Source organism: Pseudomonas sp. NPDC089396 (genome assembly GCF_044749545.1).
Taxonomy (GTDB): Bacteria; Pseudomonadota; Gammaproteobacteria; order Pseudomonadales; family Pseudomonadaceae; genus Aquipseudomonas.
The window spans coordinates 435480-461059 of the sequence record NZ_JBIVIC010000002.1; the positions used below are offsets into that span (position 1 = coordinate 435480).

A 25580-nucleotide genomic window follows, 5' to 3' on the forward strand; every position below is an offset into this window, starting at 1 on the left:
GGTCATTTGCCGCTGCCCGCGACGCTTTCACCGCCGCGGGTCAGGTAATAGGCGCCGAGGATCGGCAGCATGGTCACCAGCATCACCAGCATGGCGACCACGTTGGTCACCGGCACGTCGCGCGGGCGGCTCAGCTGGTTGAGCAGCCAGATCGGCAGCGTGCGCTCGTGCCCGGCGGTGAAGGTGGTGACGATGATCTCGTCGAACGACAGGGCAAAGGCCAGCATGCCGCCGGCCAGCAGTGCCGAACCGAGGTTGGGCAGGATGATGTAGCGGAACGTCTGCCAGCCATCGGCGCCCAGGTCCATCGAGGCTTCGATCAGGCTCTGCGAGGTGCGGCGCAGTCGCGCGATCACGTTGTTGTAGACGATCACCACGCAGAAGGTGGCGTGACCGACCACGATGGTGAATATTCCGGGCTCGATCCCAAGGCTCTTGAACGCCGACAGCAGGGCGATGCCGGTGATGATCCCCGGCAGGGCGATCGGCAGGATCAGCATCAGCGAAATCCCCTCCTTGCCGAAGAAGTTGCGCCGGTACAGCGCCGCCGAAGCCAGGGTGCCGAGCACCAGGGCGATCAGCGTGGCGAGGCAGGCTACCTGGATCGACAGCTTGATGGACTCGAGCACGTCGGGGCGGGCGAAGGCCACAGCGAACCATTTGAGGGTGAAGCCCTGGGGCGGGAAGCTGAACGCCGCGTCTTCGGTGTTGAAGGCGTACAACACGATGATCAGGATCGGAAAGTGCAGGAACAGCAAACCACCCCACGCCGCCAGGCGCAGGCCGGTCGAGGCTTTTTCAGAGTGCATCGAAGGCTCCCAGGCGCTTGACGATGGACAGGTAGACCGCGATCAGCACGATCGGCACCAGGGTGAACGCCGCGGCCATCGGCATGTTGCCGATCGCCCCTTGCTGGGCGTAGACCATGCTGCCGATGAAGTAGCCGGGCGGGCCGATCAGTTGCGGCACGATGAAGTCGCCCAGGGTCAGCGAGAAGGTGAAGATCGAGCCCGCGGCAATACCGGGGATCGACAGGGGCAGGATCACTTGCCAGAAGGTCTGCCCTGGCCTCGCGCCGAGGTCCGCCGAGGCCTGCAGCAATGATGGCGGCAGGCGCTCCAGCGAGGCCTGGATCGGCAGGATCATGAACGGCAGCCAGATGTACACGAACACCATGAAGCGCCCCAGGTGCGAGGTCGACAGCGTGCTGCCGCCCACCCCGGGTATGGCCAGCACGGTTTGCAGCAACCCATCCAGGTGCAGTTGCTGGACGAACCACTGGGCCACGCCGCCCTTGGCCAGTAGCAGGGTCCAGGCGTAGGTCTTGACGATGTAGCTGGCCCACATCGGCATCATCACCGCGATATAGAAAAAGGCCTTGGTCTTGCCGGTGGTGTAGCGCGCCATGTAGTAGGCGATAGGGAAGGCAAGCACCGCGCTGGCCAGCGACACCGCCACGGCCATGACCAGGGTACGCAGGATGATGTCGAAGTTCGCCGGGTTGAACAGCGCGGCGAAGTTGCCCAGGGTCAACGCCGGCGTCACCGCCATGGTGAAGTCGTCGAAGGTGTAGAAACCTTGCCACAGCAAGTTGAGCAACGAGCCCAGGTAAATGGCGCCGAACCAGGTCAGCGGCGGGATCAGCAGCAGTAACAGGTACAGGTTGGGGCGCCGATAGAGCAAGTTGGACAGCCGGCGCAACGGGCTTGAAGGTGGCTGGGCCAGGCTCATTTCAGCGGCCCTCGACCAGCACGGTTTCCTGCAGCGCCGTCATCGCTTCACGTGGCCAGCGCACCTGCACCCGCTGGCCGGCCTGCCAGGGTTGTGGCTGCTCCTGCCAGCGGTCGTTGGCCTGGCTTACCGCCAGCAGCTGGCCGTTGTCCAGTTGCACCTCGTAGCGCGTGGCGCTGCCCTGGTACTGGATGTCGCGCAGCAGGCCACTGAGCTGAACGTCCTGGCCGCTGCTGGGCGTGTCCCCCAGGCGGATGTGTTCGGGGCGGATGGAGAAGGGCGAGCGGCCACCGCTGAGTTGCTCGGCCAGGTCGCCACGCACCACGTTGGAGGTGCCGACGAACTCGGCGACGAAGGTGGTGGCGGGCTTCATGTAGAGCTGGCGCGGGGTGTCGACCTGTTCGATGCGGCCGCGGTTGAACACTGCCACGCGGTCGGACATCGACAGGGCTTCGGTCTGGTCGTGGGTGACGAAAATGAAGGTGATGCCCAGCTGGCGCTGCAGCTTCTTCAACTCGCCTTGCATCTGTTCGCGCAGTTTCAGGTCGAGCGCGCCCAGCGGCTCGTCGAGCAACAGTACTCGTGGCCGGTTGACCAGGGCGCGGGCCAGGGCGACGCGCTGGCGCTGACCGCCGGAAAGCTGCGCCGGCTTGCGCTCGCCGTAGCCGGCCAGGGCGACCATGGCCAGCGCCTCTTCGGCCCGCGCGTGGCGTTCGGCCTTGGCCACGCCCTTGACCTTGAGGCCATAGGCAATGTTGTCGCGCACGTTCATGTGGGGGAACAGGGCGTAGTCCTGGAACACCGTATTGACGTCGCGCTGGTAGGGCGGCACGCCGGCGGCTTCGCTGCCATGGATGCGAATCGAGCCGCTGTCGGGTTGCTCGAAGCCGGCGATCAGGCGCAGGCAGGTGGTCTTGCCCGAGCCCGAGGGGCCGAGCATGGAGAAGAACTCGCCGTCCTCGATGTCGATGCTGACCTGGTCGACGGCCTTGACCTCGGCGAAGGTGCGCGAGACCTGGGTGAACTGGACTGCTAGGGGCATGGGCGACTCCACGGTGAATCGGGGGGCGCTGTGCGCCCCTTTCGCGACGCAAGGCCGCTCCTACAGAAACCGCGCAGGCCCCTGTAGGAGCGGCCTTGTGTCGCGAAAGGGCTGCGCAGCAGCCCCAGTTTCGTCAGCAAAAAAAACCCTTGTAGGCCTACACTAGCGCCCTCCCATGATCGCAATGTAGTCCTGGGTCCATCGGCTATACGGCACGAACTTGCCCCCCTGGGCCTGCGGGGTTTTCCAGAAAGCGATCTTGTCGAAGTTGTCGAAGCCGTTGGTCTTGCATCCCTCAGCCCCCAGCAACTCGCTGCTGGTGCACGCCGCCGGCACCGCTGGCAACGACCCGAACCAGGCCGCCACATCGCCCTGCACCTTTGGCTGCAGCGACCAGTCCATCCACTTGTAGGCGCAATTGGGGTGCTTGGCCTCGGCGTGCAGCATGGTGGTGTCGGCCCAGCCAGTGGCGCCTTCCTTCGGAATGGTCGAGGCCACCGGCTGGTTCTCGGCCTTCAGGCCATTGACCATGTATCCCCAGGAGCTGGAGGCGACCACCCCTTCGTTCTTCACGTCGCTCATCTGCACCGTGGCGTCATGCCAGTAGCGGTGAATCAGCGGTTGCTGCTGGCGCAGCAGGTCGAGCACCGCCTTGTACTGGGCTTCGTTCAGCTCGTAAGGGTCCTGGATGCCCAGTTCCGGTTTGGCCGATTTCAGGTACAGCGCCGCGTCGGCGAGGTAGATCGGACCGTCATAGGCCTGCACACGGCCCTTGTTCGGCTTGCCATCGGGCAGGTCCTGCGGCTCGAACACTACCCCCCAGGTAGTCGGCGCCTCTTTGAAGGTATTGGTGTTGTACAGCAGCACGTTCGGGCCCCACTGGTACGGGGTGCCATAGACCTGCTTGTCGACCACGTACCAGCCGCCGTTCTGCAGGCGCGGGTCGATGTTCTTCCAGTTGGGGACCAGCGCGGTGTTGATCGGCTGCACCTTCTTGCCGACGATCAGGCGCAGCGAGGCATCGCCGGAAGCGGTGACCAGGTCGTACCCGCCCTTGTTCATCAGGCTGACCATTTCATCGGAGGTGGCGGCGGTCTTGACGCTGACCTTGCAGCCGGTTTCCTTCTCGAAGCCGCTGACCCAGTCATAGGCCTTGTCGCTCTCGCCGCGCTCGATGTAGCCGGGCCAGGCGACGATATCCAGCCGGCCTTCAGTGGCGCCCAGGGCCTTGGGCAGCTCGGCGGCCTGCAAGCCGGCGCTGGCCAGCAGCGCGCCGGTCACGGCGCCGAGCAATGCGGTCTTGTGCACTGACATGGTGTTCCCTCTTCTTCTTGGAGATCTTGGTAGGGGCAGTCATCAAGAAAGCAGTGATGCGATTGTTATAAGCGTAGTGTGCTTGCGCAGGATGTTGGCGATATCGAGTCTAGTTGGCTTTTTGCCCGCTAAAGCAACATCTGGAAGCAAATCCAGGGGTGGCCCGGCACACGGCAGGCCTTACTCTGGCCGTTACATTTCGCAACGTGGAGACATGCTCATGAACACCCGTGGCTTGCTCGATCAATTGCTCAAATCCGGTCAGGATCTGCTGAACAAACAGTCAGGCGCCGGCAAACCCTCGGCGGGCGCAAATGGGCTCGGCGGCTTGTTGTCCGGGGCTGGCGGCGGGGCGTTGGCCGCCGGGGTCATGGGCATGCTGCTGGGCAACAAGAAAACGCGCAATGTGGGCGGCAAGGTGCTGACCTACGGGGGGCTGGCCGCCTTGGGCGTGCTCGCCTACAAGGCCTACGGCAACTGGCAGGCGAGCCAGGGCGCAGGGCAGGGCACCGCGCCGCAGACACTCGACCGGCTGCCCCCGGCCCAGGCCGAGGTGCATAGCCAGGCGGTACTGCGTGCGCTGGTGGCGGCGGCCAAGTCCGATGGCCATATCGATGAGCGCGAACGCCAACTGATCGAAGGCGAATTCACGCGACTGGACAGCGACGGTGAGCTGCAGCAGTGGCTGCACACGGAGCTCAACAAACCCTTGGACCCGGCCGAAGTCGCCCGCGCGGCGCAAACACCGGAGATGGCGGCCGAGATGTACCTGGCCAGCGTGATGATGGTCGATCAGGAAAACTTCATGGAGCGCGCCTACCTGGATGAACTGGCCCGCCAACTGCGCCTGGAACCGGCGTTGCGCCAGGAGCTGGAGAACCAGGTGAGGCTTGCTGCTGGGCAGTGACAAGGGCCTGCTTTGCAGGCCATCGCCGGCAAGCCGGCTCCCACAAGGGCCGAGCTGAGTCGGCGATGGTTTGTATATCGGTAAAGACCACATTTTCCGCGCATTTCAGCCGCAAAAGCGTAGGGCGCCTACGCTATACTTCGACGATTTTTCCCGCTCGTTGTGAATTCCTGAGGGCTGAATGTGAAGAACTGGACCTTGCGCCAACGGATCCTGGCAAGTTTCGCCGTGATCATCGCCATCATGTTGCTGATGATCGTCGCCGCCTACTCGCGGCTGATGGCGATCGAAAAGGCCGAAGAGGCAGTGGGGACCGACAGCATTCCAGGGGTCTACTACAGCTCGATGATCCGCAGTGCCTGGGTCGACAGCTATATCACCAGCCAGCAGCTGGTGGGGCTGTCCAACCGCCGTGAAGTGACCCCGGCAGACATGGAGCAGTTCAAGAGTTTCGAGGCGCGCCTCAAGCAACACATGGCCAGTTACCAGGCCACCATCCAGGCGAGTGACGACCAGGCCAGGTTCGATGACTTCGTGCAGATGGAAGAAACCTACATCAAGCTTATCGGCGAGGTGCTGGACGCCTATCGCCAGCACAACTACAGCGAAGCCGAGCGGCTGATCAGCGATGTTCTAACCCCGGCCTGGGTCGACGGGCGCCAGCATCTGAACGCGGTGATCGAGCACAACCGCGAGTCGGCCGACGCCGCCACCCACGAAATCGGCAGCGCCGTGAGCACGGCCAAAGGCAGCATGATGATCTCGCTGTTGCTGGCGATCATTGCTGCCTGTATCTGCGGGCTGCTGCTGATGCGGGCCATCACCGCACCCGTGCAGCGTGTGGTGCATGCCCTCGACAAGCTGCGCTCGGGCGACCTGAGCATGCGCCTGAGCCTGGACCGCAAGGATGAGTTCGGCGCCATCGAAAGTGGTTTCAACGAAATGGCCGAAGCATTGGCCAACCTGGTGTCCCAGGCCCAGCGCTCGTCGGTCCAGGTGACCACGTCGGTGACCGAAATTGCCGCCACCTCCAAGCAGCAGCAGGCCACGGCCACCGAAACGGCGGCCACCACCACGGAAATCGGCGCCACCTCGCGTGAAATCGCCGCCACCTCGCGCGACCTGGTGCGCACCATGACCGAAGTCACCAGCGCCGCCGACCAGGCATCGAGCCTGGCCGGCTCTGGCCAGCAAGGCCTGGCGCGCATGGAAGAAACCATGCACCAGGTCATGGGCGCCGCCGACCTGGTCAACGCCAAGCTTGCGATCCTCAATGAAAAGGCCAGCAACATCACCCAGATGGTGGTGACCATCGTCAAGGTCGCCGACCAGACCAACCTGCTGTCGCTCAACGCCGCCATCGAAGCCGAAAAAGCCGGCGAGTACGGCCGTGGCTTCGCGGTGGTCGCCACCGAGGTGCGTCGCCTGGCCGACCAGACGGCCGTGGCTACCTACGACATCGAACAGATGGTGCGGGAGATCCAGTCGGCGGTGTCGGCCGGGGTCATGGGCATGGACAAGTTCTCCGAGGAAGTGCGCCGCGGCATGTTCGAGGTGCAGCAGGTCGGCGAGCAACTGAGCCAGATCATCCATCAGGTCCAGGCCCTGGCGCCACGGGTGCTGATGGTCAACGAAGGCATGCAGGCCCAGGCCACCGGTGCCGAGCAGATCAACCAGGCCCTGGCCCAGCTCAGCGATGCCAGCACCCAGACCGTGGAGTCGCTGCGCCAGGCCAGCTTTGCCATCGATGAGCTGAGCCAGGTAGCCGCAGGCCTGCGCGGCGGCGTATCGCGCTTCAAAGTCTGATCGTCATGACCGACCTGCATCCGCATACGGCAGCGGCGGCCCGCGCCAAGGGCACGCTGTACCTGCAGTTTCGACTCGGCCAGCAGCGCTTCGCCCTGAATGTGCACGAGGTGATCGAGGTGCTGCCACGCCGGCCACTCAAGCCGATTGCCCAGGCACCGGCCTGGGTCGCCGGTATCCTCGCCCACCGGGGTGTGCTGGTGCCGGTGATCGACCTGTGTGCCTTGAGTTTTGCCGAGCCCGCCGCCGAGCGCACCAGCACGCGCCTGGTGCTGGTGCATTACCGCAAGGAACATCAACTTGGGCTGATCCTGGAGCAGGCCACCGAGACCCTGCGCTGCCACCCGGAGGAGTTCCAGCCCTATGGCCTGGATAACGGCGAAGCGCCTTACCTGGGCCCGGTGCGCCAGGATGCACAGGGGCTGCTGCAGCGCATCGAGGTGGATGACCTGCTCAGTGATGCCGTGCGTCAGCTGTTGTTCCCGAACCCGTCAGGCCAGCAGCAGGTGTGGTCATGAGCCAGCAACGCTTTTTCCGTTTTCTGCAGGAGCGCATTGGCCTGGACGTCGAGTCGGTGGGCGTACCGATGGTCGAGCGTGCCCTGCGCCAGCGCTGCGTCGCGCTCAATGCCGCCGACCTCGACGATTACTGGCTGCGCCTGCAGCAATCGGCAGACGAGCAGCAGGCCTTGATCGAAGCGGTGATCGTTCCGGAGACCTGGTTTTTCCGCTATCCCGAGTCGTTCACCGCGCTGGCCGGCCTGGCCCACAAGCGCCTGGCCGAACTGGCCGGCGAGCGGCCGTTGCGCTTGCTCAGCCTGCCGTGTTCCACCGGTGAAGAGCCTTATTCGCTGGCCATGGCGCTGCTGGATGCGGGGCTGAGCCCCGCCACCTTCCAGATCGACGCCATGGATATCAGCGCCAATTCGGTGGCCAGGGCCGTGCAGGCCGTGTATGGGCGCAACTCGTTCCGTGGCAGCGACCTGGCGTTTCGCGAGCGACACTTCGTTGATGCTGGCGACAGCCATCAGCTGGATGAACGGGTACGTCAACAGGTGCGGTTTGAGGTGGGCAACGTGCTCGATCCGATATTGGCCAGCCGCAATGGCCAGTACGATTTCGTGTTCTGCCGCAACCTGCTGATCTACTTCGATGTGCCGACCCAGCAGCGGGTCTTCGAGGTGCTCAAGCGCCTGGTGCATGACAAGGGTGTGCTGTTCATCGGGCCTGCCGAAGGTAGCCTGCTGGCGCGCCTGGGCATGCGTCCGCTGGGGCTTGCCCAGTCATTTGCCTATGTGCGTCAGCCTGCGGATGCTCCCACTGCCGCACCTCAGCCCCTGCGCAGTGCTTCCCCGCCCCCGACGGCGGCCCCGATCGCGCCGAGCCGGCCTGCACCTGCGCCGCGACCGCGACCGGCGACACCACTCGCTGCCCCCGTGGTCGCGCCACGCGAGCGCGAAAGCGAGTTGCTGGCCAGCATCGCGCGACAAGCCAATGCCGGTGACAGTGTGCAAGCGCGCGCCAGCTGCCAGCGCTACCTGCGCGAGTTCGCGCCGAAAGCTCAGGTGTACTACTGGCTGGGTCTGCTCAGTGATACCGAAGGCGACGCCGCGCAAGCGCTGAGCCATTACCGCAAGGCCTTGTACCTGGAGCCGCAGCACCCTGAAGCGCTGCTGCACCTGGCCACGTTGCTGGCCGCCCAAGGTGATAGCGCGGGCGCCCGCCGCCTGCAGGAACGTGCGGCGCGCGTCGGAAGGGAGTCTGAACGATGAGCGTCGAACACGCGCTTGGGCTGCTCGCCAAGGACGATCAGGCCATCGACGATTGCTGGAACCGTATCGGCGTGCATGGCGACAAGCAGTGCCCGCTGCTGGAGCGGCACATCCACTGTCGCAATTGTGAAGTCTACGCCGCTGCCGCCACGCGCCTGCTGGACCGTTATGCGCTGGTTCAGGACGACCAGGTGCACGAAGCTCAGGAGAGCGAGGCCGTTGCTGGGCGCTCGCTGCTGCTGTTCCGCCTGGGCGAGGAATGGCTGGCCCTGGCCACCGCCTGCCTGGCCGAAATCGCCCCTGTTCAGCCGGTGCATTCACTGCCCCATCAGCGCTCGCGCGTTCTGCAGGGTGTGGCCAACGTACGTGGCGCCCTGGTCCCGTGCCTGTCCCTGAGCGACCTGCTGGGGGCCGAGCATGTGCCTGATCAGCCGCGCAGTGGCCGGGCGATGCCGCGCCTGTTGATCCTGGCAGCGACGGGTGGACCGGTGGTGATGGCCGTGGACGAGATCGATGGCATCCACCGTCTGGACCTCGCGCTGGCAGGTGCCAGCGAGGAAACGGCCCCCTTCACGGCTGCTGTGATGCAGTGGCGCGGGCGCAGTGTGCGCGTGCTGGACGACCAACAACTACTGTCTGCCGTGCAGCGGAGCCTGTCATGACCCCAGAGCAAATGCGCGACGCATCGTTGCTCGAACTGTTCAGCCTGGAGGCCGAAGCCCAGACACAGGTGCTCAGCACCGGGCTGATGGCGCTGGAGCGCAATCCGACCCAGGCCGATCAACTGGAAGCCTGCATGCGCGCCGCTCACTCCCTCAAGGGCGCGGCGCGGATCGTCGGTCTCGATGCCGGGGTCAGTGTTGCCCATGTGATGGAAGATTGCCTGGTGGCGGCCCAGGAAGGCCGGCTGCTGCTGCGTGCCGAGCATATCGATGCACTGCTGCGCGGTACCGACCTGTTGCTGCATATCGCCATGCCCGGTGATCCGCAGGGCGAGGCTGGCGTGCCGGCATTCCTCGTGCAGATGGCCGGCTTGATCGATCCGGGGGCTGCTCCCGTGGTGTCGACGCCGACGCCGACGCCGACGCCCGTGGCCGAACCAGCCGTGTCTAAGCCAGCGCCAGCCGAGCCGGCACTGCTCGACGCTGAGCCCGAGAACGAACTGCCGGCGCTGCGCAAGACCGGCAAACGCGGTGGGGAAGGGGGCGAGCGGGTTCTGCGGGTGACCGCCGACCGCCTCAACAGCCTGCTCGATCTGTCCAGCAAGTCGCTGGTCGAGACCCAGCGCCTGAAGCCCTACCTGGCCACCTTGCAGCGCCTCAAGCGCATGCACGGCCAAGGCATGCGCGCCCTCGATGGCCTCAAGACCGAACTGGAGGACCGCGGCCAGAGCCCGGAAGTGCTCGAAGCCCTGGCCCAGACCCAGCGGCTGCTGCTGGAGACCCAGCAGATCCTGCAACAGCAGGCGGCCGACCTCGACGAATTCGGCTGGCAGGCCAGCCAGCGCGCACAGTTGCTCTACGACACCGCCCTGGCCTGCCGGATGCGCCCGTTTGCCGACGTGCTCACCGGCCAGAGCCGCATGGTCCGCGATCTGGGGCGCTCGCTGGGGAAACAGGTGCGCCTGCAGATCGACGGCGAGAAGACCCAGGTCGACCGCGATGTGCTGGAAAAGCTCGATGCGCCCCTGACCCATTTGCTGCGCAATGCCGTCGACCATGGCATCGAGCGGCCCGAACAGCGCCTGTTGGCCGGCAAGCCTGAGGAGGGCGCAATACGCCTGCGTGCGTCTCACCAGGCGGGCCTGCTGATCCTCGAGCTGAGCGACGACGGTGCCGGTATCGATATTGCGCGGTTGCGCCGCAGCATTGTCGAGCGGGGCTTGTCGCCAGCCGACACGGTGGAGCAGATGAGCGAGGCAGAGCTGCTCACCTTCTTGTTCCTGCCGGGCTTCAGCATGCGCGACAAGGTCACCGAGGTGTCTGGCCGTGGCGTCGGCCTGGATGCAGTGCAGCACATGGTCCGCGAGCTGCGCGGTTCGATCGAGCTGACCCACGTGGCCGGTCAAGGGTGCCGCTTCCACCTGGAAGTACCGCTGACCCTGTCGGTGGTACGCAGCCTGGTGGTGGAGGTCGGCGGCGAGGCTTACGCGTTCCCGCTGGCGCATATCGAACGCACCCTGGAGGTCGCCGCCGAGCAGATCGTGCAGATCGAAGGGCGCCAGCATTTCTGGCACGAGGGCCGGCATATCGGCCTGGTGGCCGCCAGCCAGCTGCTCAACCGGCCGGCGGAGCACGGTGAGGGCGGTAGCTTGCGGGTGGTGGTGATCCGCGAGCGCGAACAGCTTTACGGGGTGGCCGTGGAGCGCCTGATCGGCGAGCGCGTGCTGGTGGTGATGCCGTTGGACCCGCGCCTGGGCAAGGTCCAGGACATCTCCGCCGGGGCCTTGCTGGACGATGGTTCGGTGGTGTTGATCGTCGACGTCGAAGACCTGCTGCGCTCGGTCGAGAAGCTGCTCAGCACCGGTCGCCTCGAACGTATCGAACGCGGCGCCCAGATGGGCCGGGGCGTGACCCGCAAACGCGTCCTGGTGGTCGACGACTCCCTGACCGTGCGCGAACTGCAACGCAAGCTGCTGAGCAACCGCGGCTACGAAGTGGCCGTCGCCGTCGATGGCATGGACGGCTGGAACGCCCTGCGCGGCGAGGACTTCGACCTGCTGATCACCGATATCGACATGCCGCGCATGGACGGTATCGAGCTGGTCACGCTGGTGCGCCGCGACCAGCGGCTGCAGTCACTGCCGGTGATGGTGGTGTCGTACAAGGACCGCGAAGAAGATCGACGCCGTGGCCTGGATGCCGGAGCCGACTACTATTTGGCTAAGGCCAGTTTCCACGACGACGCGTTGCTGGATGCTGTGGTTGAATTGATCGGAGGTGCTCAAGGATGAAGATCGCCATCGTCAACGACATGCCCATGGCCGTGGAGGCATTGCGCCGTGCGCTGGCCTTCGAGCCCGCGCACGAGGTGATCTGGGTGGCCGGCAATGGCGCCGAGGCGCTGCGCAAGTGTGCCGAGGTCACCCCCGACCTGATCCTCATGGATCTCATCATGCCAGTGATGGACGGCGTCGAAGCGACCCGGCGGATCATGGCCGAGACGCCCTGCGCCATCCTCATCGTGACCGTCGATCGCAAGCAGAACGTGCACCGGGTGTTCGAGGCCATGGGCCATGGCGCCCTGGATGTGGTCGATACCCCCGCCCTCGGCGCGGGCGATGCGCGCGAGGCAGCGGCGCCGCTGCTGCGCAAGATTCTCAACATCAGCTGGCTGATAGGCCAGCAACGGCCCAGTGCGACCAAACCTGTGGCCGCGCCCTTGCGCGATGCCGTCCAGAGCCGGGGCCTGGTGGCGATCGGTTCTTCGGCGGGTGGGCCTGCCGCCCTGGAGGTGCTGCTCAAGGGTTTGCCCAGGGCGTTTCCGGCGTCCATCGTGCTGGTTCAGCATGTGGATCAGGTGTTCGCCGCTGGCATGGCCGAATGGCTCAGCAGCGCTTGCGGGCTGCCGGTGCGCCTGGCCTGTGAGGGCGAGCCTCCGCAGCCGGGGCAAGTGCTGTTGGCGGGCACCAATCACCATATCCGCCTGCTACAGGGTGGCCAGTTGGCCTACACTGCTGAACCTGTCAACGAAATCTACCGGCCCTCGATCGATGTGTTCTTCGAGAGCGTGGCGCGCTACTGGCGCGGCGATGCGGTGGGCGTGCTGCTCACCGGCATGGGCCGCGATGGCGCCCAGGGCCTCAAACTGATGCGCCAGCAGGGCTTCCTGACCATTGCCCAGGACCAGTCCAGCAGCGCCGTCTACGGTATGCCCAAGGCCGCTGCGGCAATCGACGCGGCGGTGGAAATCCGTCCGCTGGAGCGAATCGCCGGGCGCTTGATGGAAATCTTTGCAAAATGACGACATGTATTGAATCACGCGGCCCAGGCTGCAGTGATCAGGTGAAAACGGATGACTGATTTACCGATCGAAGGTTTCGCGACCGCCAACGAAAACTCGGCGATGGTCCTGCTGGTCGACGATCAGGCGATGATCGGCGAAGCCGTGCGCCGTGGCCTGGCCCACGAAGAGAACATCGACTTCCACTTCTGCGCCGACCCGCACCAGGCGGTGGCCCAGGCCATGCGCATCAAGCCAACGGTGATCCTCCAGGACCTGATCATGCCTGGCCTGGATGGCCTTACCCTGGTGCGCGAATACCGCAACAACCCGGCCACCCAGGACATTCCGATCATCGTCCTGTCGACCAAGGAAGACCCGCTGGTCAAAAGCGCGGCATTTGCCGCCGGGGCCAACGACTACCTGGTCAAGCTGCCCGACACCATCGAGTTGGTGGCACGTATCCGCTACCACTCGCGCTCGTACCTGACCCTGTTGCAACGCGACGAGGCTTACCGTGCCTTGCGCGTCAGTCAGCAACAGTTGCTCGACACCAACCTGATGCTGCAGCGGCTGATGAACTCCGACGGCCTCACCGGGCTGTCCAACCGCCGCCATTTCGACGAATACCTGGAGCTGGAATGGCGCCGGGCCATGCGTGAGCAGCAGCAATTGTCGTTGCTGATGATCGATGTCGACTACTTCAAGGTCTACAACGACAGCTTCGGCCACCTGGCCGGTGACGAAGCGCTGCGCCAGGTGGCCGAGGCCATTCGTGGCTCGTGCTCGCGGCCCACCGACCTGCCGGCGCGTTATGGCGGCGAAGAGTTCGCCCTGGTGCTGCCCAACACCTCCCCAGGCGGTGCGCGGCTGGTGGCCGAGAAGCTGCGCCAGACCGTGCTCGGCCTCAATATCCCGCACAGTGCACCGCAGGCCGATTCGCGCCTGACCGTCAGCATTGGCCTGGCGACCCATACGCCGCCGGTTGGCAGCCATTGCCGGCAATTGATTCTGGCGGCGGACAAGGGCTTGTACCTGGCCAAGCACAGCGGGCGCAACCAGGTCGGGATCGCCTGAACGGGCCTCATCGCCGGCAAGCCGGCTCCCACAGGTACAGCGTGTGCCTGAGATTGACGCCCAACCTGTGGGAGCCGGCTTGCCGGCGATAGGCCCACAGGATTTCTACCGCCCGGCGGGTCTGCCGCCATGCTCCAGACTCGGTTATACTCCCCGACTTTTCACCGAATTCGCGCGAGTAGCCAGCCCATGGAAATCCAACCGATCCTGAACACCATCAAGGACCTCACCGAGCGTTCCCAGTCCATTCGGGGGTATCTTTGACTACGATCACAAGCATGACCGCCTGATCGAAGTCAACCGCGAGCTGGAAGACCCGGCCGTCTGGAACAAGCCCGAGTACGCCCAGGCCCTGGGCCGCGAGCGCGCCATGCTGGTGCAGGTCGTCGAGACCCTGGACAAGATGTCCAACGGCCTGGCCGACTGCCAGGACCTGCTCGACATGGCCGTCGAGGAAAATGACGAAGGCGCCGTGAGCGATGTCGTGACCGAGTTGCAGAGCCTGGAAGAATCCCTGGCCCAGCTCGAGTTCCGTCGCATGTTCAGCGGCGAGATGGACATGAACAACGCCTACCTGGACATCCAGGCAGGCTCTGGCGGTACCGAGGCACAGGACTGGGCCAACATCCTGCTGCGCATGTACCTGCGCTGGGCCGACAAGCGCGGCTTCGACGCCACCATCATCGAGCTTTCCGAAGGTGAAGTCGCTGGCATCAAGGGCGCCACCGTGCACATCAAGGGCGAGTACGCCTTTGGCTGGCTGCGCACCGAGATCGGCGTACACCGCCTGGTGCGCAAGAGCCCGTTCGACTCCGGTGCCCGTCGCCACACCTCGTTCTCGGCGGTGTTCGTGTCGCCCGAGATCGACGACAAGGTCGAGATCGAGATCAACCCGTCTGACCTGCGCGTCGACACCTACCGCTCCTCCGGTGCCGGTGGTCAGCACGTGAACACCACCGACTCGGCGGTCCGTATCACCCACGTGCCGACCAACACCGTGGTGGCCTGCCAGAACGAACGTTCCCAGCACGCCAACAAGGACACCGCCATGAAAATGCTGCGGGCCAAGTTGTACGAGCTGGAAATGCAGAAACGCAACGCCGCTTCCCAGGCGCTGGAAGACAGCAAGTCGGACATCGGCTGGGGTCACCAGATCCGCTCCTATGTACTGGATGACTCGCGCATCAAGGACTTGCGTACCGGCGTCGAGCGCAGCGACTGCCAGAAGGTTCTGGACGGCGACCTCGACCAGTACCTGGAAGCGAGCCTCAAGCAGGGGCTGTAAGCCGCACACCACCGCCGCGATACCTGGCCGCCCGCCGGTATCGCGTGCCCTGCCCGAAAAGGGCAACGAACACCTGATGGAAAGAATGACGACATGAGCGACCTCAAGACCGAAGCGCAAGACCTGCAACAGGAAGAAAACGCCCTGATCGCCCTGCGCAAGGAAAAACTTGCCGCCGAGCGCGCCAAGGGCAATGCCTTCCCCAACGACTTCCGTCGCGACAGCTACTGCAACGACCTGCAGAAGCAATACGCGGACAAGACCAAGGAAGAGCTGGAAGCAGCCGCGATTCCGGTCAAGGTCGCCGGCCGCATCATGCTCAACCGTGGCTCGTTCATGGTTATCCAGGACATGACTGGCCGTATTCAGGTCTACGTCAACCGCAAGACCCTGCCGGAAGAAACCCTGGCTGCGGTCAAGACCTGGGACCTGGGCGACATCATCAGCGCCGAAGGCACCCTGGCCCGTTCCGGCAAGGGCGACCTGTACGTCGAGATGACCAACGTGCGCCTGCTGACCAAGTCGCTGCGCCCGCTGCCCGACAAGCACCACGGCCTGACCGACACCGAGCAGCGCTACCGCCAGCGCTACGTCGACCTGATGGTCAACGAAGAAACCCGCAACACCTTCCGCGTTCGCTCGCAGGTGATCTCGCACATCCGCAAGTTCCTCATCGAGCGCGACTTCCTCGAAGTCGAGACGCCGATGCTGCAGACCATTCCGGGCGGCGCCGCGGCCAAGCCGTTCGAAACCCACCACAATGCCCTGGACATGGCCATGTTCCTGCGCATCGCGCCTGAGCTGTACCTCAAGCGCCTGGTTGTCGGTGGCTTCGAGAAAGTCTTCGAGATCAACCGCAACTTCCGTAACGAAGGCGTTTCGACCCGGCACAACCCCGAGTTCACCATGCTGGAGTTCTACCAGGCCTACGCCGACTACCGCGACAACATGGACCTCACCGAGGAACTGTTCCGCGAGCTGGCGCAGCTGGTGCTGGGCAGCACCGACGTGCCGTATGGCGACAAGGTGTTCCACTTCGGCGAGCCGTTCGTGCGCCTGTCGGTGTTCGACTCGATCCTCAAGTACAACCCGGAGCTCACCGCTGCCGACCTGCAGGACGTCGACCGCGCCCGCGAGATTGCCAAGAAGGCCGGTGCCAAGGTGCTCGGCCACGAAGGCCTGGGCAAGCTGCAGGTGATGATTTTCGAAGAGCTGGTCGAGCACAAGCTGGAGCAGCCGCACTTCATCACCGAGTACCCGTTCGAAGTCTCGCCGCTGGCCCGTCGCAACGACGACAACCCGGCCGTGACCGACCGTTTCGAGCTGTTCATCGGTGGCCGCGAGATCGCCAACGCCTACTCCGAGCTCAACGATGCCGAAGACCAGGCCGAACGCTTCCTGGCCCAGGTGGCCGAGAAGGACGCGGGTGACGACGAAGCCATGCACTACGACGCCGACTTCGTTCGCGCGCTGGAGTACGGCATGCCGCCGACCGCAGGTGAGGGCATCGGTATCGACCGCCTGGTGATGCTGCTGACCAACTCGCCGTCGATTCGCGATGTGATCCTGTTCCCGCACATGCGCCCACAGGCCTGAGTGAATTGAACAAGCCGCCTTTCGAGGCGGCTTTTTATTGCCTGAAGGCTTATGTTGTCTGTACCGGCCTTATCGCCGGCAAGCCGGCTCCCACAGGGACCCCACAACGCTTGAGTATTGTGGGGGCCCTGTGGGAGCCGGCTTGCCGGCGATAGGGACAGCCGATGACTAGAACAATGAGGTATCCAGCGTGACACCCGCAATGCCCCAGCAAGGCGCCGCCGGCATCGCCAGCGCCGTCGCCGAAAGCGTGCAATACCAAGGTCGCAAGACTGCCCGCCAGGGCAGCGAGCAGCGTCGCCAGCTGATTCTGGACGCCGCCATGCGCATCGTCGTGCGTGATGGCGTGCGCGGCGTGCGTCACCGCGCGGTAGCGGCCGAGGCCGGCGTGCCGCTGTCCGCCACCACCTATTACTTCAAGGATATCGAGGACCTGCTCACCGATACCTTCGCCCAGTACGTCGAGCGCAGCGCTGCCTACATGGCCAAGCTCTGGGCCAACACCGAGGTGGTGCTGCGCCAGTTGCTCGCCCAGGGCGACGGCAGTGCGCAATCGCGGGCGCGGCTGGCCGACGAAGTGGCGCGCATGACCGCCGACTATGTTTCGCGTCAACTGCTCACCCGCCGCGACTTCCTCATGGCCGAGCAGGCCTTCCGCCAGGAAGCGCTGTTGTGCCCGCGCCTGGCGGAGCTGGTGTGTGCCCATGAGCAGATCCTGCTGCATGGCACGCGGCAACTGCTGCAGGTCGTAGGCTCGCGGCAGCCCGAACAGGACGCTCAGATGTTGACGGCGATAATCGAGCAGATGGAATATCAGGGCCTGCTCAAGGATGCCGATGCACAGGCCGATGGGCAGATGCTCGCTATGCTTACCCGTTACCTGCACCTGGTGTTGGCATCGGCCTGAGACGAGATCGACCCTTCAAGGAGAACCTGATGAAAGCCTGGCGTGTGGTGTTGTTGACGTTGTCATTCCTGCTGCTGGGCGGTTGTCTGGTGACCTTCCACGAGCCTTTGCCGAGCAACCAGGCGGCGCCCAAGGCCCTGCTTGGCAAATGGCGCAGCAAGGATGCCTGGGGCGAGCCGCTGCAACTGACGATCAGCCGCAGTGGCGCCGATGCCTACAAGGCCGTGGCCACGGCCAAGGGCAAGAAGCCCGAAGAGTATGTGTTCACCGTCTCGCGCCATGGCAACCGCTGGTACCTGTCGGCCGGGGTGCCCAAGCGCCTGGGCGGCAACTTCCTGATTGGCGGTTTCGACATCGTCGATGGCAAGGAGCTGGTGGTCTACAACCTCGATGTCGAGCAGGTGCAGCAGGCGGTCGAGAAGAAAGAGCTGACCGGGCGCAGCACCGTGGTGCCGGAGGACAACGGCGACGGCGTACTGATCGACAGCCCGGCGGCGCGGGTGCTGGCTTATCTGGATGACCCGGCCAACTCCGACCTGTTCGTCGAGGTGGCGCGCTTCCAGCGCTCCGGCAAATGACCGTGCGGGCCTCATCGCCGGCTTGCCGGCGATAGGGCCGGTACAGGCGCCCAGTTCTAGAAAGGAGTCCCCGGTGGACGAGTACCAGCTAACCATCCGCACCTTGTCCGACCGCATCGTCGCGGCGCAGACCCCAATCCGCGTGCTCGACGCGGTGAAGTGGGACGACAGCATCCGCCAGGGCTTCCTCAAGGCCAAGGGCACGGAGCCGCCCGCGGTGGACCGTGCCTATTACCAGTCGCGCCCGCTGTCGTTCGATTCCAGCGCGGTCAAGGCCGAATTCCAGAGCATCGAGCGCGACATCACCCGCCAGTTGGGCCAGTTCAACCCGGTCGGGCAGATCATGCGGCGCATGTGCAAGGAGTACCGGATGGTGGTGCGCATGCTCGAAGCGCGTGGCACCGAGGACTTCGGCCTGATTTCCCAGGAACTGTATGGCGCCGCCTCCGATGCCTTCCACGCCGGTGACCCGACCCTGGCCGACCTGGGGCTGATGTTTTCGGACTACCTGAACAACATCGATGGCCGCGGCGACCTCAAGGACGAGCCGAAGAACCTCACCGCCAAGGAAGCCGTCAATATCCTCCAGCACCGCCTGAACAAAGTGTTCGGCGAGGCGGAAGAAACCATCCGCGTGTTCGAGTCCGACGGTATCGTCGCCGACGCGGCGGCGGGGGCCGACTACATCAAGATTCGCGCCGACGCCATGTTCAACACCCGCGATGTGCGCGCGCTGGAGGTGCATGAAGGGCTGGTGCACGTGGGCACCACGCTCAATGGCCTCAACCAGCCGATCTGCACCTTCCTGGCCAAGGGCCCGCCCTCGTCGACGGTGACCCAGGAAGGCCTGGCGATCCTTATGGAGGTGATAGCCTTCGCCTCCTACCCCAGCCGCCTGCGCAAGCTCACCAACCGAACGCGCGCCATCCACATGGTCGAGGAGGGGGCCGATTTCCTGCAGGTGTATGGATTCTTCCGCGACCAGGGCTTCGAAATGGCGCAGAGCTACAGCAATGCCAGCCGGGTGTTCCGCGGCTCGGTGCCCAATGGTCTGCCGTTCACCAAGGACTTGTCCTACCTCAAGGGCTTCATCATGGTTTACAACTACATTCAGTTGGCCGTGAAGAAGGGCAAGCTCGAACAGATTCCGTTGCTGTTCTGCGGCAAGACCACCCTGGAAGACATGCGCACCTTGCGCCAACTGGTCGAAGAGGGCCTGGTCGAACCGCCCAAGTACTTGCCTGAACAGTTCCGCGACCTCAACGCCCTGTCGGCATGGATGTGCTTCTCCAACTTCCTCAACCACCTGAGCCTGGATCGCATTGAAGCCGACTACGCGAACATTCTCTGAGCGCTGCCGCCTGCTGGCCCTGGGCTTGCTCCTGCTGGGGCTCGGGGGTTGCAGCAGCTTGCTGTTCTACCCCGAACCAGGCCAGCCGTTCACCCCCGAGCGGGCCAAGCTCGAATACCGCGATATCACCCTCACCACCGCCGATGGCGTGCGCCTGCACGGTTGGTGGCTGCCGGCCAAGGCGGGCGTCGCGGTCAAGGGGACGGTGCTGCACCTGCATGGCAACGGCGGCAACCTGGCCGGGCACCTGGGCGGCAGCTACTGGTTGCCGGAGCAGGGTTATCAGGTGCTGATGATCGATTACCGCGGCTATGGCCTGTCCCAGGGCGAACCCGGTTTGCCGGAGGTCTATGAAGACATCGCTGTAGCCATGGCCTGGCTCGACAAAGCCCCCGAGGTAAAGGGCAAACCCCTGGTTTTGTTGGGCCAGAGCCTCGGTGGCGCGATGGCCATTCATTACCTGGCCGCCCATCCTGAGCAGCAACAGCGCTTCAGTGCCCTGGTGTTCGATGGGGTGCCGGCCAGTTATCGCGATGTCGGCCGTTACGCCTTGAGTACATCGTGGATGACCTGGCCGTTGCAGGTGCCGCTGTCCTGGCTGGTGCCGGACGGCGATAGCGCGATTCGCTCGGTCGAGCGCCTGAGCACCCCACCCAAGCTGTTTTTCCACAGCATCGACGACAACCTGGTGCCGATGGACAGCGGCATTCGTCTATATCAGCACGCGCCGCCGCCGCGCGTGCTGCAACTGACCCGCGGAGGCCACGTGCAGACCTTTGCCGACCCGGTCTGGCGCCAGGTGATGCTGCGTTTCCTGGATGACCCCAGCCATTTCAACGGCCTGCGGCGGCTTGCCGAAGTGCCCAACTACCCTGACGAGAAGAGCAAGCAATGAGTGAAGAACGCAACGCCATCCCGCTGATCCTGACCGGTGTCGGCAGCATCATCGTGACGGTGGGGGCCCTCTGGTACTACGGTTACCTGCATTTCGCCAAACCCGAGGACGCCCTGCTGCTGCAGGATTTCACCATGCTCAAGACCATTCCCGGCGAGGACTACAAGGTCTCCCTCGAGCCGGCCCCGCAGGTGGCGCAGTGTATGGATGGCGTGCTGGTGCTGTTCGATACCCAGCAGAAGGGCCTGACCGGGGTGCTGGTGGACAACCGCAAGCGCGCGGTGCGCTGCATGGGTGAGGACACGCCGCAGCAGGTGCAGTGATCCGACCGGCCCTATCGCCGGCAAGCCGGCTCCCACAGGTACAGCGCTGCCCCTCCCTGTGGGAGCCGGCTTGCCGGCGATAGGGCCGGTACAGCCAATGAAAAGCCCCGCATCGATCGCGGGGCTTTTCATTTCAGCTAACCAACCTTACTGCTACCTCTGGCTCACCGAACGCGGTGCCACCGGCTGGTTGTCGTTGGAGATGGTCACTTCCACCCGACGGTTCTGCGCGCGCCCCGAGTTGCTCGAGTTGTCCGCCACCGGGTACTCCTTGCCATAACCCTGGGCGACGATCCGCGCAGGGTCCACGCCAGCCCGTACCAGCGCCATGCGCACGGCAGCAGCGCGGCGTTCCGAGAGGGTCTGGTTGTAGTTGGCCGAACCTACACTGTCGGTGTAACCCTCGACGATCACCTTGCGCTCAGCGTTCTCCTGGAGGAACTGGGCCAGCTTGGTGACGTTGGGCAAGGCGCTGCTCTTGAGCTCGGCCTTGTTGAAGTCGAACAGCACATCGCCGAAGGTGACCAGGGTGCCGCGGTCGGTCTGCTTGGCGTTGAGGCTGTCCTGCAGCTTGGCGATCTGCGCATCGCGGGCATCGAGCTTGGCCTTGGCGCGCTCGGACGAGGCGTTCTTCAGCTCGTTCTCGGCAGTGCGCAGTGCGATGGTCTGCTTGGCCACTTCGATGCGCTGGTTGGTCAGGTAGGCCAATTGGTCGACCTGCTGGGTGTTCTCGCGCTCCATGAAGGCTTTGTCGGCCTTGTTCAGCGAATCCTGGGCATCCTTGGTTTCAAGCGCCGCGACCTTGCTCGACTGCGGGTCGCTCTGCAGCGCCGAGAAGTTGGTGCGGGCCGACTCCAGGTTCGGATTCGGGTCGTGCGAGCAGGCAGCGAGGCTGACACTCAGGGCCAGCAGGGCGGGAATCATGATGTGATTGCGCATGGTGTTCATCCTTTGATCGGTTGCGAAGGCTCAGGTAGACGTGGCGCGCTCACTGAGCGCTGCGCAGGCCTTCCTGACGCACGTCCTGGGCGCCCTGACGGGCTTCCTGTACGGCCTTCTCGGCCTTGGCCGCCTGTGCCTTGCGTTCGGCGAGGCGGGCATCCCACTCGGCCTGTTCGGCCAGGCGCTTGGCTTCGTCGTACTGCTTGTCGTGCATGGCGATTTCGGCCTGCTTGAACTTGTCCTGAGCCGCTTTCATTTCCACGGCGGCGAACTCGGTACCGCCTGCACTGACGGCGGAATTCACGGCCGATTGGGTCACGGCGTACTGCTCGCTGGGCGGATTGCCGGCACAGCCGGCCAGGACCAGGCTACTGCCCAGCGCCAGCGCGGCCAGCTTGAGTCCGTGCACGTGGGGGGATGAAATTTTCGCGGTGCGGGTTTTCATGATGGTCAGCTCCATTGGATCACTCCTGAAAACGACGATATCCGTAGCAGTCCATCGCTCAATCCCTGGCCCCTGTCCGCACTAGCGCTGAACGATGCACGACGGCAGTTGTGCAGGGTTTTAGCGTGATGGCTATTGGCTCTGACTGAGGGCTTTTTTGAATGGTTCAGAAAAATTGCCAAGGCTGGGCGACTATTTCTGACTTCATGGTCAGTGGTCGTGACGGGGAACTTTCAAGGGCGACACGTGGTATTCCGGGCCATGGGGGAGCCCGGAACAGTGGAGAGCGCTATCAATTGCCGGTGTCATCGCCTGGGGTGCTGAGGCCATGCAAGTGGCGCCGCGAGAGGGCCAGGAAACGCGGGGTAGAGCCGATGTCTTCGTACAGCGGGTCGCCTTGTTCGTCAGTCGAAATGACTTTCTGGCCTTGCACGTAGGGGAAGCTGGCTTCCAGTTCCTCCAGCGCGGCGGCCACCAGTTCGCCAAGCAGTTCCTCGGCGGTACGTTTGGGGTACATGTCGATGAGCGCGGCCAGGCGGGCCTCGGACTCCAGGTCCAGGTGCAAGGTGTGGCCGGTGGGGCTCAGGGTGCCAGCGGCATTCTGCTCCCAGTGCTGGGCGAGTTCGCGGATTTTCATGGTGACCTCTGTCGACGCCTGGAAAGGCTGCATTCATCGGACTGCTCTGCTCTTACTTTAGTTTGCTTTGCCCGATCGCGGCTTGCCATGGCGCCCTGGCTGTGGGCACTCTTGGGGCATGCTGTTACCTGGGCGATGCGCGGGCGAGCCGCGCCAAAGAGAGGGCCAATGACCGATATCGATGTGCGCTTGCGTGAAGATGTCCATGTGTTGGGAGAGTTGCTCGGCGAAACCATTCGCCAGCAGCACGGTGAGGCCTTCCTGCAGAAGATCGAGGACATACGCCACAGTGCCAAGGCCGACCGGCGCGGTGCCGGCGAGCAATTGAGCTCGACGCTGGCCGACCTTGCCGAGGAAGACTTGCTGCCGGTGGCGCGGGCCTTCAACCAGTTCCTCAACCTGGCGAACATGGCCGAGCAGTACCAGCTGATTCGCAGGCGCGATGCCGAGCAGGGGGAGCCCTTCGAGGCACGGGTGTTGCCCGAGCTGCTGGCGCGCCTCAAGCGGGCGGGGCACAAGGACGATGCCTTGGCCCGGCAGCTGGCCAAGCTCGATATCCAGTTGGTGCTGACCGCGCACCCCACCGAGGTTGCTCGCCGCACGCTGATCCAGAAGTACGACGCCATTGCCGGCCAGTTGGCGGTGCAGGACCATCGCGACCTGACGCCCGCCGAGCGCCAACAGGTACGCGAGCGCTTGCGCCGGCTGATCGCCGAGGCCTGGCACACCGAAGAAATCCGCCGCACCCGGCCCACGCCGGTGGATGAAGCCAAATGGGGCTTCGCGGTCATCGAGCATTCCCTGTGGCAGGCCATCCCCAGCCACCTGCGCAAGGTCGACAAGGCGCTGTTCGAAGCCACTGGCCTGCGCCTGCCGCTGGAAGCTGCGCCGATCCGCTTCGCCTCTTGGATGGGCGGCGACCGCGACGGCAACCCTAACGTCACGGCTGCCGTGACCCGTGAAGTGCTGCTGCTGGCACGCTGGATGGCGGCCGACCTGTTCTTGCGTGATATCGATGCACTGGCCGCCGAGCTGTCCATGCAGCAGGCCAGCAGCGCGCTGCGTGAACAGGTAGGTGACAGCGCCGAACCCTACCGGGCCGTGCTCAAGCAATTGCGCGACCGCTTGCGCGCCACCCGCGCCTGGGCGCACAGCGCCTTGACCAGCAACCAGCCGGCTGGAGCCGACGTGCTGGTGGACAACCGCGACCTGATCGCCCCGCTGCAGCTGTGCTACCAGTCGTTGCATGAATGCGGCATGGGCGTCATCGCCGATGGCCCGCTGCTCGACAGCTTGCGCCGTGCGGTGACGTTCGGCCTGTTCCTCGGCCGCCTGGACGTGCGCCAGGATGCCGCCCGGCACCGTGATGCGCTGTCGGAGATCACCGATTACCTGGGGCTGGGCAGTTATGGCGACTGGGATGAAGAGCAGCGGATTGCATTCCTGCAGACGGAGCTTAAGAACCGCCGGCCATTGCTTCCTGCGCATTTCCAGCCCCAGGCGGACACCGCCGAAGTGCTTGACACCTGCCGTGAAATCGCTGCCGCGCCGGGTGCCTCGCTGGGTTCCTACGTCATCTCCATGGCAGGCGCCGCCTCCGATGTACTGGCGGTGCAACTGCTGCTCAAGGAAGTAGGGCTGACCCGGCCCATGCGCGTGGTGCCCCTGTTCGAGACCTTGGCCGACCTGGACAACGCCGGGCCGGTCATGCAGCGCTTGCTGGGCCTGCAGGGCTACCGCGCTGGCTTGCGCGGGCCGCAGGAAGTGATGATCGGTTACTCCGACTCGGCCAAGGACGCCGGCACTACCGCTGCCGCCTGGGCCCAGTACCGCGCCCAGGAAAGCCTGGTGCGTATCTGCCGGGAGCATCAGGTCGAGCTGCTGCTGTTCCATGGCCGCGGCGGCACCGTGGGCCGTGGCGGCGGCCCGGCCCACGCGGCGATCCTGTCGCAGCCACCGGGCTCGGTGGCCGGGCGTTTCCGCACCACCGAGCAGGGCGAGATGATCCGCTTCAAGTTCGGCTTGCCGGGCATCGCCGAGCAGAACCTCAACCTGTATTTGGCGGCCGTGCTCGAAGCCACCCTGCTGCCACCGCCTCCGCCGCAGCCGGCCTGGCGCGAGCTGATGGACCAACTGGCGGCCGATGGCCTCAAGGCCTACCGTGGCGTGGTCAGGGACAACCCGGACTTCGTCGAGTACTTCCGCCAGTCCACACCCGAGCAGGAACTCGGACGCCTGCCCCTGGGGAGCCGCCCGGCCAAGCGGCGCGCCGGGGGGATCGAAAGTCTGCGGGCGATTCCGTGGATCTTCGGCTGGACCCAGACCCGCCTGATGCTGCCCGCCTGGCTGGGCTGGGAGACGGCACTGAGCAATGCCCTGGCACGCGGGCAGGGCGAGCTGCTGGCCCAGATGCGCGAACAATGGCCGTTCTTCCGCACCCGCATCGACATGCTGGAGATGGTCCTGGCCAAAGCCGATGCCCAGATCGCCGAGGCCTACGACCAACGTCTAGTGCAACCGGACTTGCTTCCTTTAGGTGTGCACCTGCGCGACCTATTGTCGCAGTCCTGCCAGGTGGTGCTGGGCCTGACCGGGCAGCCGGTGCTACTGGCGCACAGCCCCGAGACCCTGGAATTCATCAGCCTGCGCAACACCTACCTGGACCCGCTGCACCGCTTGCAGGCCGAGTTGCTGGCGCGTTCGCGCAGCCGTGAAGCCGCTCTGGACAGCCCGCTGGAGCAGGCCTTGCTGGTGACCGTTGCGGGCATTGCGGCGGGTCTGCGCAACACCGGCTAAGGGCATGCAGGCGTGCCTCGGTCCTGATGCATAGCCTGGGCCAGGGCAGGGTGAAGAGGGTGGTTGCGACGGGCGCAACCACCCGCAACCGAGGTTGCCGATGGCACATTCCTGCAACTTTGTGGCGCTTGTCTGGCTGCCGAGCGCTGTGTATCTTGAGCAGCCTTCTGACCGATTTATGGTCATACCCGATTTTCCGGACTTGGCCCTGATTGCCGAATCCATTGAATTTCAT

Annotated in this window: 23 protein-coding genes; 16 read left to right on the forward strand and 7 right to left on the reverse strand. The window is 64.6% G+C overall.

Going from position 1 to position 25580, the window contains the following annotated elements; genetic code table 11:
- Window positions 1-2: 2 nt before the first annotated feature.
- The 4 genes from ACIPZB_RS04990 to ydcS all read right to left on the reverse strand — a co-directional run bounded on the left by ACIPZB_RS04990 (window position 3) and on the right by ydcS (window position 4087).
- Window positions 3-809 (reverse strand): ABC transporter permease, encoded by an 807-nt coding sequence (locus tag ACIPZB_RS04990; protein WP_400639209.1) that lies wholly within the window; start codon window positions 807-809, stop codon window positions 3-5.
- The gene (locus tag ACIPZB_RS04995; RefSeq protein ID WP_400639210.1) at window positions 799-1731 is read right to left on the reverse strand and encodes an ABC transporter permease; all 933 of its coding nucleotides are present in this window, start codon (window positions 1729-1731) and stop codon (window positions 799-801) included. The genes ACIPZB_RS04990 and ACIPZB_RS04995 overlap by 11 nt, the downstream gene beginning before the upstream one ends.
- Before the next feature lies 1 nt (window position 1732).
- Entirely contained in the window at window positions 1733-2773 is a 1041-nt protein-coding gene (locus ACIPZB_RS05000; protein ID WP_400639211.1) for an ABC transporter ATP-binding protein, read from the reverse strand.
- A gap of 162 nt (window positions 2774-2935) precedes the next feature.
- On the reverse strand, window positions 2936-4087 hold the full coding sequence (ydcS, locus tag ACIPZB_RS05005; protein ID WP_400639212.1) for a putative ABC transporter substrate-binding protein YdcS: 1152 nt from the start codon (window positions 4085-4087) through the stop codon (window positions 2936-2938).
- A gap of 220 nt (window positions 4088-4307) precedes the next feature.
- Between ydcS and ACIPZB_RS05010 the strand changes: the two genes are divergently transcribed.
- The 15 genes from ACIPZB_RS05010 (at window position 4308) to ACIPZB_RS05080 (ending at window position 20525) form a co-directional block, all read left to right on the forward strand.
- On the forward strand, window positions 4308-4994 hold the full coding sequence (locus ACIPZB_RS05010; protein ID WP_400639213.1) for a tellurite resistance TerB family protein: 687 nt from the start codon (window positions 4308-4310) through the stop codon (window positions 4992-4994).
- A gap of 183 nt (window positions 4995-5177) precedes the next feature.
- A complete protein-coding gene (locus ACIPZB_RS05015; RefSeq protein WP_400639214.1) occupies window positions 5178-6800 on the forward strand; it encodes a methyl-accepting chemotaxis protein in 1623 nt (540 codons plus the stop codon).
- A 5-nt stretch (window positions 6801-6805) separates the two neighbouring features.
- Window positions 6806-7318, forward strand: coding sequence for a chemotaxis protein CheW (locus ACIPZB_RS05020; RefSeq protein WP_400639215.1), 513 nt, complete (start codon window positions 6806-6808; stop codon window positions 7316-7318).
- Window positions 7315-8571: a CheR family methyltransferase gene (locus ACIPZB_RS05025; RefSeq protein WP_400639216.1), complete on the forward strand. Its 1257-nt coding sequence runs from the start codon at window positions 7315-7317 to the stop codon at window positions 8569-8571. Before ACIPZB_RS05020 ends, ACIPZB_RS05025 begins: the two co-directional genes overlap by 4 nt.
- A complete protein-coding gene (locus tag ACIPZB_RS05030; RefSeq protein WP_400639217.1) occupies window positions 8568-9233 on the forward strand; it encodes a chemotaxis protein CheW in 666 nt (221 codons plus the stop codon). The genes ACIPZB_RS05025 and ACIPZB_RS05030 overlap by 4 nt, the downstream gene beginning before the upstream one ends.
- Window positions 9230-11524, forward strand: a complete 2295-nt coding sequence (locus tag ACIPZB_RS05035; protein ID WP_400639218.1) for a hybrid sensor histidine kinase/response regulator — start codon at window positions 9230-9232, stop codon at window positions 11522-11524. Before ACIPZB_RS05030 ends, ACIPZB_RS05035 begins: the two co-directional genes overlap by 4 nt.
- Complete coding sequence (locus tag ACIPZB_RS05040) at window positions 11521-12534, forward strand: chemotaxis response regulator protein-glutamate methylesterase (RefSeq protein ID WP_400639219.1); 1014 nt, start codon at window positions 11521-11523, stop codon at window positions 12532-12534. Before ACIPZB_RS05035 ends, ACIPZB_RS05040 begins: the two co-directional genes overlap by 4 nt.
- Before the next feature lie 51 nt (window positions 12535-12585).
- The gene (gene wspR / locus ACIPZB_RS05045; protein ID WP_008094032.1) at window positions 12586-13590 is read left to right on the forward strand and encodes a Wsp signal transduction system regulator diguanylate cyclase WspR; all 1005 of its coding nucleotides are present in this window, start codon (window positions 12586-12588) and stop codon (window positions 13588-13590) included.
- Between the two features lie 189 nt (window positions 13591-13779).
- Window positions 13780-14875, forward strand: a protein-coding gene (gene prfB, locus ACIPZB_RS05050; protein WP_157214868.1) for a peptide chain release factor 2 whose coding sequence is annotated in 2 segments (ribosomal slippage) — window positions 13780-13851 and window positions 13853-14875 — 1095 coding nt in all. Because the reading frame shifts where the segments join, the coding sequence is not laid out codon by codon here.
- 93 nt (window positions 14876-14968) lie between these two features.
- Window positions 14969-16471, forward strand: coding sequence for a lysine--tRNA ligase (gene lysS / locus ACIPZB_RS05055; protein ID WP_008094030.1), 1503 nt, complete (start codon window positions 14969-14971; stop codon window positions 16469-16471).
- A gap of 202 nt (window positions 16472-16673) precedes the next feature.
- Complete coding sequence (locus ACIPZB_RS05060) at window positions 16674-17378, forward strand: TetR/AcrR family transcriptional regulator (protein ID WP_008094029.1); 705 nt, start codon at window positions 16674-16676, stop codon at window positions 17376-17378.
- Between the two features lie 29 nt (window positions 17379-17407).
- Window positions 17408-17956 carry a hypothetical protein gene (locus ACIPZB_RS05065; RefSeq protein WP_400639220.1) on the forward strand — a complete coding sequence of 183 codons (549 nt, stop codon included), beginning with the start codon at window positions 17408-17410 and terminating at the stop codon, window positions 17954-17956.
- A gap of 73 nt (window positions 17957-18029) precedes the next feature.
- Window positions 18030-19307, forward strand: a complete 1278-nt coding sequence (locus tag ACIPZB_RS05070) for a flavohemoglobin expression-modulating QEGLA motif protein (protein WP_008101157.1) — start codon at window positions 18030-18032, stop codon at window positions 19305-19307.
- Entirely contained in the window at window positions 19279-20202 is a 924-nt protein-coding gene (locus ACIPZB_RS05075) for an alpha/beta hydrolase (protein WP_400639221.1), read from the forward strand. Before ACIPZB_RS05070 ends, ACIPZB_RS05075 begins: the two co-directional genes overlap by 29 nt.
- A complete protein-coding gene (locus tag ACIPZB_RS05080; RefSeq protein ID WP_008101153.1) occupies window positions 20199-20525 on the forward strand; it encodes a hypothetical protein in 327 nt (108 codons plus the stop codon). The genes ACIPZB_RS05075 and ACIPZB_RS05080 overlap by 4 nt, the downstream gene beginning before the upstream one ends.
- A 153-nt stretch (window positions 20526-20678) precedes the next feature.
- Here ACIPZB_RS05080 and ACIPZB_RS05085 read toward each other — a convergent pair whose 3' ends face one another.
- The 3 genes from ACIPZB_RS05085 to ACIPZB_RS05095 all read right to left on the reverse strand — a co-directional run bounded on the left by ACIPZB_RS05085 (window position 20679) and on the right by ACIPZB_RS05095 (window position 22549).
- Window positions 20679-21464, reverse strand: coding sequence for an OmpA family protein (locus tag ACIPZB_RS05085; protein ID WP_400639222.1), 786 nt, complete (start codon window positions 21462-21464; stop codon window positions 20679-20681).
- Between the two features lie 49 nt (window positions 21465-21513).
- Window positions 21514-21927, reverse strand: coding sequence for a DUF4398 domain-containing protein (locus ACIPZB_RS05090; RefSeq protein WP_400639223.1), 414 nt, complete (start codon window positions 21925-21927; stop codon window positions 21514-21516).
- Window positions 21928-22204: 277 nt separating this feature from the next.
- Window positions 22205-22549, reverse strand: a complete 345-nt coding sequence (locus ACIPZB_RS05095; RefSeq protein WP_400639224.1) for a pilin assembly protein — start codon at window positions 22547-22549, stop codon at window positions 22205-22207.
- Between the two features lie 168 nt (window positions 22550-22717).
- Between ACIPZB_RS05095 and ppc the strand changes: the two genes are divergently transcribed.
- Window positions 22718-25345: a phosphoenolpyruvate carboxylase gene (ppc, locus tag ACIPZB_RS05100; RefSeq protein WP_400639225.1), complete on the forward strand. Its 2628-nt coding sequence runs from the start codon at window positions 22718-22720 to the stop codon at window positions 25343-25345.
- The last annotated feature ends 235 nt before the right edge of the window (window positions 25346-25580 follow it).

Coding starts and splice junctions, on each gene's coding strand:
- ACIPZB_RS05010 (WP_400639213.1), top strand. CDS start 4,308: ATGAACACCCGTGGCTTGCTCGATCAATTGCTCAAATCCGGTCAGGAT.
- wspR (WP_008094032.1), top strand. CDS start 12,586: ATGACTGATTTACCGATCGAAGGTTTCGCGACCGCCAACGAAAACTCG.
- lysS (WP_008094030.1), top strand. CDS start 14,969: ATGAGCGACCTCAAGACCGAAGCGCAAGACCTGCAACAGGAAGAAAAC.
- ACIPZB_RS05080 (WP_008101153.1), top strand. CDS start 20,199: ATGAGTGAAGAACGCAACGCCATCCCGCTGATCCTGACCGGTGTCGGC.
- ACIPZB_RS05030 (WP_400639217.1), top strand. CDS start 8,568: ATGAGCGTCGAACACGCGCTTGGGCTGCTCGCCAAGGACGATCAGGCC.
- ppc (WP_400639225.1), top strand. CDS start 22,718: ATGACCGATATCGATGTGCGCTTGCGTGAAGATGTCCATGTGTTGGGA.
- ACIPZB_RS05040 (WP_400639219.1), top strand. CDS start 11,521: ATGAAGATCGCCATCGTCAACGACATGCCCATGGCCGTGGAGGCATTG.
- ACIPZB_RS05095 (WP_400639224.1), bottom strand. CDS start 22,549: ATGAAAATCCGCGAACTCGCCCAGCACTGGGAGCAGAATGCCGCTGGC.
- ACIPZB_RS05065 (WP_400639220.1), top strand. CDS start 17,408: ATGAAAGCCTGGCGTGTGGTGTTGTTGACGTTGTCATTCCTGCTGCTG.
- ACIPZB_RS05025 (WP_400639216.1), top strand. CDS start 7,315: ATGAGCCAGCAACGCTTTTTCCGTTTTCTGCAGGAGCGCATTGGCCTG.
- ACIPZB_RS05035 (WP_400639218.1), top strand. CDS start 9,230: ATGACCCCAGAGCAAATGCGCGACGCATCGTTGCTCGAACTGTTCAGC.
- ydcS (WP_400639212.1), bottom strand. CDS start 4,087: ATGTCAGTGCACAAGACCGCATTGCTCGGCGCCGTGACCGGCGCGCTG.
- ACIPZB_RS05000 (WP_400639211.1), bottom strand. CDS start 2,773: ATGCCCCTAGCAGTCCAGTTCACCCAGGTCTCGCGCACCTTCGCCGAG.
- ACIPZB_RS04995 (WP_400639210.1), bottom strand. CDS start 1,731: ATGAGCCTGGCCCAGCCACCTTCAAGCCCGTTGCGCCGGCTGTCCAAC.
- ACIPZB_RS05090 (WP_400639223.1), bottom strand. CDS start 21,927: ATGGAGCTGACCATCATGAAAACCCGCACCGCGAAAATTTCATCCCCC.
- ACIPZB_RS04990 (WP_400639209.1), bottom strand. CDS start 809: ATGCACTCTGAAAAAGCCTCGACCGGCCTGCGCCTGGCGGCGTGGGGT.
- ACIPZB_RS05085 (WP_400639222.1), bottom strand. CDS start 21,464: ATGCGCAATCACATCATGATTCCCGCCCTGCTGGCCCTGAGTGTCAGC.
- ACIPZB_RS05060 (WP_008094029.1), top strand. CDS start 16,674: ATGCCCCAGCAAGGCGCCGCCGGCATCGCCAGCGCCGTCGCCGAAAGC.
- ACIPZB_RS05020 (WP_400639215.1), top strand. CDS start 6,806: ATGACCGACCTGCATCCGCATACGGCAGCGGCGGCCCGCGCCAAGGGC.